Origin of the sequence: Paenibacillus sp. 7523-1 (genome assembly GCF_002276415.1) — a bacterium.
GTDB classification, from domain to species: domain Bacteria; phylum Bacillota; class Bacilli; order Paenibacillales; family Paenibacillaceae; genus Paenibacillus; species Paenibacillus illinoisensis_A.
The window spans coordinates 1-535 of record NZ_NPBR01000038.1; the positions used below are offsets into that span (position 1 = coordinate 1).

Annotated in this window: 1 rRNA gene; it reads left to right on the forward strand. The window is 55.3% G+C overall.

The annotated features are described in order from the left end of the window. Positions 1–535: ribosomal RNA gene (locus tag CHH60_RS29385) — 16S ribosomal RNA — on the forward strand; the annotation flags it as partial.

Sequence of the window (535 nt, forward strand, 5' to 3'; positions counted from 1 at the left end):
ACGGGGACCCGCACAAGCAGTGGAGTATGTGGTTTAATTCGAAGCAACGCGAAGAACCTTACCAGGTCTTGACATCCCTCTGACCGTCCTAGAGATAGGGCTTTCCTTCGGGACAGAGGAGACAGGTGGTGCATGGTTGTCGTCAGCTCGTGTCGTGAGATGTTGGGTTAAGTCCCGCAACGAGCGCAACCCTTGATCTTAGTTGCCAGCACTTCGGGTGGGCACTCTAAGGTGACTGCCGGTGACAAACCGGAGGAAGGTGGGGATGACGTCAAATCATCATGCCCCTTATGACCTGGGCTACACACGTACTACAATGGCCGGTACAACGGGCTGTGAAGCCGCGAGGTGGAACGAATCCTAAAAAGCCGGTCTCAGTTCGGATTGCAGGCTGCAACTCGCCTGCATGAAGTCGGAATTGCTAGTAATCGCGGATCAGCATGCCGCGGTGAATACGTTCCCGGGTCTTGTACACACCGCCCGTCACACCACGAGAGTTTATAACACCCGAAGTCGGTGGGGTAACCGCAAGGAG